Source organism: Pseudomonas sp. Ga0074129 (genome assembly GCA_001465025.1).
In the GTDB taxonomy this organism is placed as follows: domain Bacteria; phylum Pseudomonadota; class Gammaproteobacteria; order Pseudomonadales; family Pseudomonadaceae; genus Aquipseudomonas.
In genome coordinates, this window is the sequence record LNDO01000123.1 from 1 (window position 1) to 4,745 (window position 4,745).

Sequence of the window (4,745 nt, forward strand, 5' to 3'; positions counted from 1 at the left end):
GAAGATCAATTTACGCCCACGCAAACGCCTGGGCTGGAAGACACCGTACGAAGTGTATGCAGGGGTGAGCGTTGCACTTATGGGTTGAATTCAGGTGAATAATAAAAAACCTCGTGGCAGCTTGGTAGGCCTCAAGGAAAATCGAGAGGCCCTGAAGGTAAAAAATACTGAGGCAATGTTGAAAGTTGTTGAGCAACTGGGGAAGGAAAAACCAGATGCGCTATGGTCTTACAAGGACGTTTGGTCTGGTGCGGGCTTGAAAAGTAATGTTGCCCTCAATAGTCCATGGAATTCTCATGTTCGTGATGCAATCGACGCTCATAACTCTAGTATTCGAGAAGCATCAGAGCTTGAGGTGTTCGCTTCAACGCAAAAAAAGACGCTGAGGGTAATAAATGGAGAATTGAGGAAACAGGTTGAAGTCATGCGAAAAGAAAGAGATCAAGCCTTGTCGAAGATTGCTATTTATGAGGCTGAAACTGACTTCTATAAAAGAAAATGTGAGGGACTTTTGAGGGTAAATGAGCGCCTAAGGAGTAGCCCCGGCGGTTTAAGTGTCGTTTAGTCAATTGGCGTTATAAGACGTCTCTGTTTTCGCTATGGCCGTCTCAGGTAGCTATCTCCCTTACCTGTGGGCCGTGGCGCTGCATCTGTCGCCATCTGCCTGGTTCGGGCGATTCCGTTAACCAGCTACTAGGTGTAGCGGCCTGCATTTAAAAACGTCCCGACCTGCAATCAATACGATTTTCGACCGGAATTAACTGCGACTGACCGGCCCGGCAAACCAGCATTAACTGCGAATGAGCCTGCATTGATCCGCGCCGACCTGCATTCCATCGTCGCCAGCCTGCATTATTTGCAAATGACAGGACTCAGATAGGCAAGCCCGCTGCCAGCATCTTGTCACGTAACTCAACCGCCCGCGCCGGGTCTAGCGCATTACTGAACAGAGCCTTGATTTCGGTGGGTTTGGCATCGAATTGCTCCACTAGATCCTTGATGCGGTAGCCGTGACGAGTGAGGGTTGGCTCCAGATCATCCAGTTGGCGCGACAGCACCGATTGCACGAGTTCCGCCGAAACGGGTTTCTCGCCGGTCAGGTAGCCGGCTTCCAGTGCCAGGCTGAGGTGCAGTTGGATTTGCAGTGGCGTGCGCAGTTTAGTGGCGAGTAGGTCGATCGCGTCTTCGGTCAGAATCGACTCGGGTTCGACCTTCCCCGCAGTGCAGGTTTCCAGCAGCCACTGAATGTATTCCCGCTGACTGCCAGCAATGCCATCGAGCGAGAAGATGTCGGTGCGGTAGCCGATTTCCTCCATCGTCGGTCGGCGCAGGTCGTTACGCAGCTTGGGATGCCCGGCCAACACGATCGACAGCCGCCCGTCACCGTCCTCCACCAGCTCCATCAGACGCTTAAGACCGGTCAGGGTATGGCCGTTGAGGTCATGGGCCTCATCGACGAACAGGGCGACCGGGCGCTTGTTCTTCCTCACCAACTCGCGTAGGTCACGCTCACGCTTTTCGCCCTGGGTGGGGATGCGTACCTGCTTCTCGGTGGAGAGGTCATAGAAGAGCGCTGCGATGAAAGTGGCCAGCTTGATGCTGTGCTTTTCAATGGCGAGAGACTTGGAGACCGTGATCTTCTTTTCCTCTTCCATCGCTTGTTGAAGCCGGCGCAGCATTACGGTCTTGCCGCTGCCGATGACGCCGCACAGTGCAATCAGCCGTCCTTCGAAGATCGCCCCCTTGATGTCCTTGATCAACTGCTGATGGTGGGCGGTTTCAAAATAGCCGGCCTGGTTCAGTGGCAACGCCAGTCCGTAGTGCTGCATTACTTCAGCCCGCATGTTCTTCTCCTGTTTTCTTATGGCGGAAGTAGCCCCGCACGCGCTCCAAGACAATGCGGCGTGTCAGGGTTTCGCTCAGCACCTGATGGATGAAGGCTTGATCGTCGGGAGAGAGCTTAGCCAACGGCTGCGCTAGGTCATCGGCAATGGCGAGCTTGGCGGCGATGGCATTGGGAAACCGGTATTCGTGCGCCTCGGCATCGAAGGGTTGGCGTGGCAGTGCCGTCGGAATAATAGAGGGTGTGAGTCGCACATCGTCGCCAGCCAATGCGGCGATAGGCAGGCCAAGCTGGCCGGCTAGCAAGCGGATGCGATCAGAGCGCTCATCCGCCTTGCCGCGTTTGAAGGCGCGGTAACGATGTAGGGGAATTGGCCCGGAGACGGGGTAGTAAGGTCCGAAGCGCTCCCCCTCGAACTCGGCATAGAGTTCGTCATCGAACAAGCCCCAGAGCAACACCACGGTTTCGCCCGCCATGTCGGGCTCCACCTCGTAGGCCGTGCCGTCGATGGTGACGCGGGCATCGACGCCGACCTTGCGTCGTTCCGGCTCGCGGGCAAAGCGGCAAAACTGTTCCCAGGTGCACATTTCGCGCAGGCCCTCGACGGGCAGGTTGGCCAGCCAGTCCTCAATCCGCGAATGCGGTTCGGAGCGATGATCCTGCACGTTGTAGGTGCGCACCAGATAACGCAGCAGCCACTCATTGGCCTGCGCTTCGGTTTCCGGTTTGTGGAAGTGATACAGCGTCTCGTGGGCTTCCTTCACCGTGCGGAAGGGGCGCTCCACTTTGCCTTTCGAGCGAGCCGTGGTGCGGGTGCCATCCTTGCCGGCCGGGATGTGTGTCTGCCATTCGATGTCCAGCGCCTGCATGACGTTCTGGAATACTCGGCGTTTGGCCACCGGGCCGTTGTCCAGGTAGATCATCTTCGGGCGGCCTTGGAAGGGAAAAGTCGGGTCCGCCTTCAGCGTCATGGCGTTGAACAGGAAGCGCAGCGCTGACTCCGCGTCCTCGCCATATACACAGTGGTACTCCTGATAGGCCACTCCGCTGCGGTCATCCACCACGCTGAACAGCATCAGCGTCGGCATGCCCCTAGCCGGATCGATCCAGTCCGGCTTATCGATGTGCTTGAGGTCGGAGGGCGACAGGTCGAACTGCCAGCAGTCATTGCTGTGCGCAGCCTGAAAGCGGGTGGCCGGTGGTTGCCGCAACAGCCGCGACTGGTCCAGGTGCCAGCGGCTTAGGTACTCGTTCACCGTGCTGCGGGTCAGAACCCCTTTGGGCGCCTTGACCAAGCCTTGCTCGGTTTCCACCCCATAGCCCTCCAGCAGCTCGATGGCACGGCGGGTAGATAGGTGCCGCCCTTGTTTGTTGGTGGTGCGCAGTTTCAGCGCGGCAATTAGCTCGCAGTAGCGCTCCAGCTCGGCCTGCTGCAATACCCGCGGCTTACCATGGTCGGCGCGGTGAGCCGCGTGGGGTTTATGGATGAGGTTCAGCGCCCGGTATACGGTGCTTGGGGACACGCCGTACAACTCGGCTATCGCGGCCACCTGAGTAATCCGTTCCGGGCTTTTCTTGGGCAGACGGTCGAGCCGCTGCCGCAACTGCATCAGCGAATCGGTCGGGATGGCTTTACGCCGCCCGCTGGGCATCACGCTCGGCCTCGGTGAGATAGTTGTAGAGCGTCGAGCGGCCGATGCCCATCATCCGACAGATTTCCGCCACGGTATGTTTCCGCTCATGGTAGAGGCGCAGGGCAAGCTCCTGCTTGGCCGGGTCGAGCCGTTTCTTGCGTCCGCCCTTGCGGCCTCGCGCCCGTGCAGCGGATAAGCCGGCTTGGGTGCGCTCGCGGATTAGGTTGCGTTCGAACTCGGCCAAGGCACCGAACAGGTGAAACACCAGGCGGCCACCAATCGAGGCGGTGTCGATGTTTTCCTGCAAGCTGCGCAAGCCGACGCCGGCGGCGTCCAATTGCTCAACCAGCCGGATCAGATCCTTCAGCGAGCGGCCGAGGCGATCCAGGCGCCAAATCACCACGGTGTCGTCACGGCGTAGCGTGGCCAGCAAAGCGGTCAAGCCAACCCGCTCAGCCTTGGCACCGCTGGCGGTATCCTCGAACACCCGCTCGCAGCCGATCTTCGCCAGAGCATCGCGTTGCAGATCGAGGAGTTGGTCGTCGGTCGAGACGCGGGCATATCCAATCAACATGGCGTTGTCCAACTATTCAGCGATAGTTCAGTGTAGTCGGATACTGAAAGATGGAGACTGTAGTTGGATGCCAACGATGCGGGTTTGCGTGGGAATTGTGTCGTTTTCAGAAGACGGCTGCACTGAACGTCAGAAGCCGACTGCACTATAGCAGCGGAGGGGTTGGATCCATCAGGCAACGACGGGCTGCTGCCGGCCAATAGCCGACAATGACGACACTGGAAATCCCCGCCTGTGAGCGTCGGCTCAGGGCGGGACAGCGTCATCCAGCTACCTGCGCCACTGACTCAGCCTTGTCCAGCCGGCCGCGCCGCACGAACAGACTGACCAGCCGTTGACGGATCGCCACCTGGAGTTCCGCCAGTTGTTCCGGCGTGATGCGAATTTCACCCGCTCGACGAGCGCAACACCGGCGCCGCCTACGCCAAGAACCGGCGAATCGAACTCAAACTCACGAACCGCTGAGCGCCGCGTCACCGCGCTGCTGCGCCAGCCAGTCGCGCGGGGCGCAGCCCATGCGCACGCGGAAGGCGCGCGCCAGAGCGTTCGGGCTGCCGTAGCCGACGCGGTCGGCCACCACCGCCACCGGCCGCCCCTGCTTGAGCAGGGTGCAACTGACGTTCATCCGCCAGTCGGCCAGATAGTCGCCCGGCGTGACGCCCACCGCGTCCTTGAACGCGGCGGCGAAGCGCGC

General features: G+C 59.4%; 5 protein-coding genes. 1 reads left to right on the forward strand and 4 read right to left on the reverse strand.

Features of this window, described 5'->3' with window-relative positions:
* Positions 1 to 94: 94 nt before the first annotated feature.
* Entirely contained in the window at positions 95 to 565 is a 471-nt protein-coding gene (locus AUK77_RS18870; RefSeq protein WP_296132840.1) for a hypothetical protein, read from the forward strand.
* 307 nt (positions 566 to 872) lie between these two features.
* On the opposite strand, the gene AUK77_RS18875 is transcribed toward AUK77_RS18870, so the two are convergent.
* The 4 genes from AUK77_RS18875 to AUK77_RS18890 form a co-directional block, all read right to left on the reverse strand.
* Positions 873 to 1,844, reverse strand: a complete 972-nt coding sequence (locus tag AUK77_RS18875) for an AAA family ATPase (RefSeq protein ID WP_024015038.1) — start codon at positions 1,842 to 1,844, stop codon at positions 873 to 875.
* A complete protein-coding gene (locus tag AUK77_RS18880; RefSeq protein ID WP_200876640.1) occupies positions 1,834 to 3,471 on the reverse strand; it encodes a DDE-type integrase/transposase/recombinase in 1,638 nt (545 codons plus the stop codon). The genes AUK77_RS18875 and AUK77_RS18880 overlap by 11 nt, the downstream gene beginning before the upstream one ends.
* Before the next feature lie 4 nt (positions 3,472 to 3,475).
* A complete protein-coding gene (locus tag AUK77_RS18885) occupies positions 3,476 to 4,051 on the reverse strand; it encodes a recombinase family protein (protein ID WP_033902375.1) in 576 nt (191 codons plus the stop codon).
* A 451-nt stretch (positions 4,052 to 4,502) separates the two neighbouring features.
* The coding region (locus AUK77_RS18890) for an AraC family transcriptional regulator (protein WP_296132842.1) at positions 4,503 to 4,745 on the reverse strand (243 nt) is incomplete at its 5' end.

Bases quoted from the DNA above. Each gene is read 5' to 3' on its own strand.
- AUK77_RS18875 (WP_024015038.1), bottom strand. From the start codon at position 1,844: ATGCGGGCTGAAGTAATGCAGCACTACGGACTGGCGTTGCCACTGAAC.
- AUK77_RS18885 (WP_033902375.1), bottom strand. From the start codon at position 4,051: ATGTTGATTGGATATGCCCGCGTCTCGACCGACGACCAACTCCTCGAT.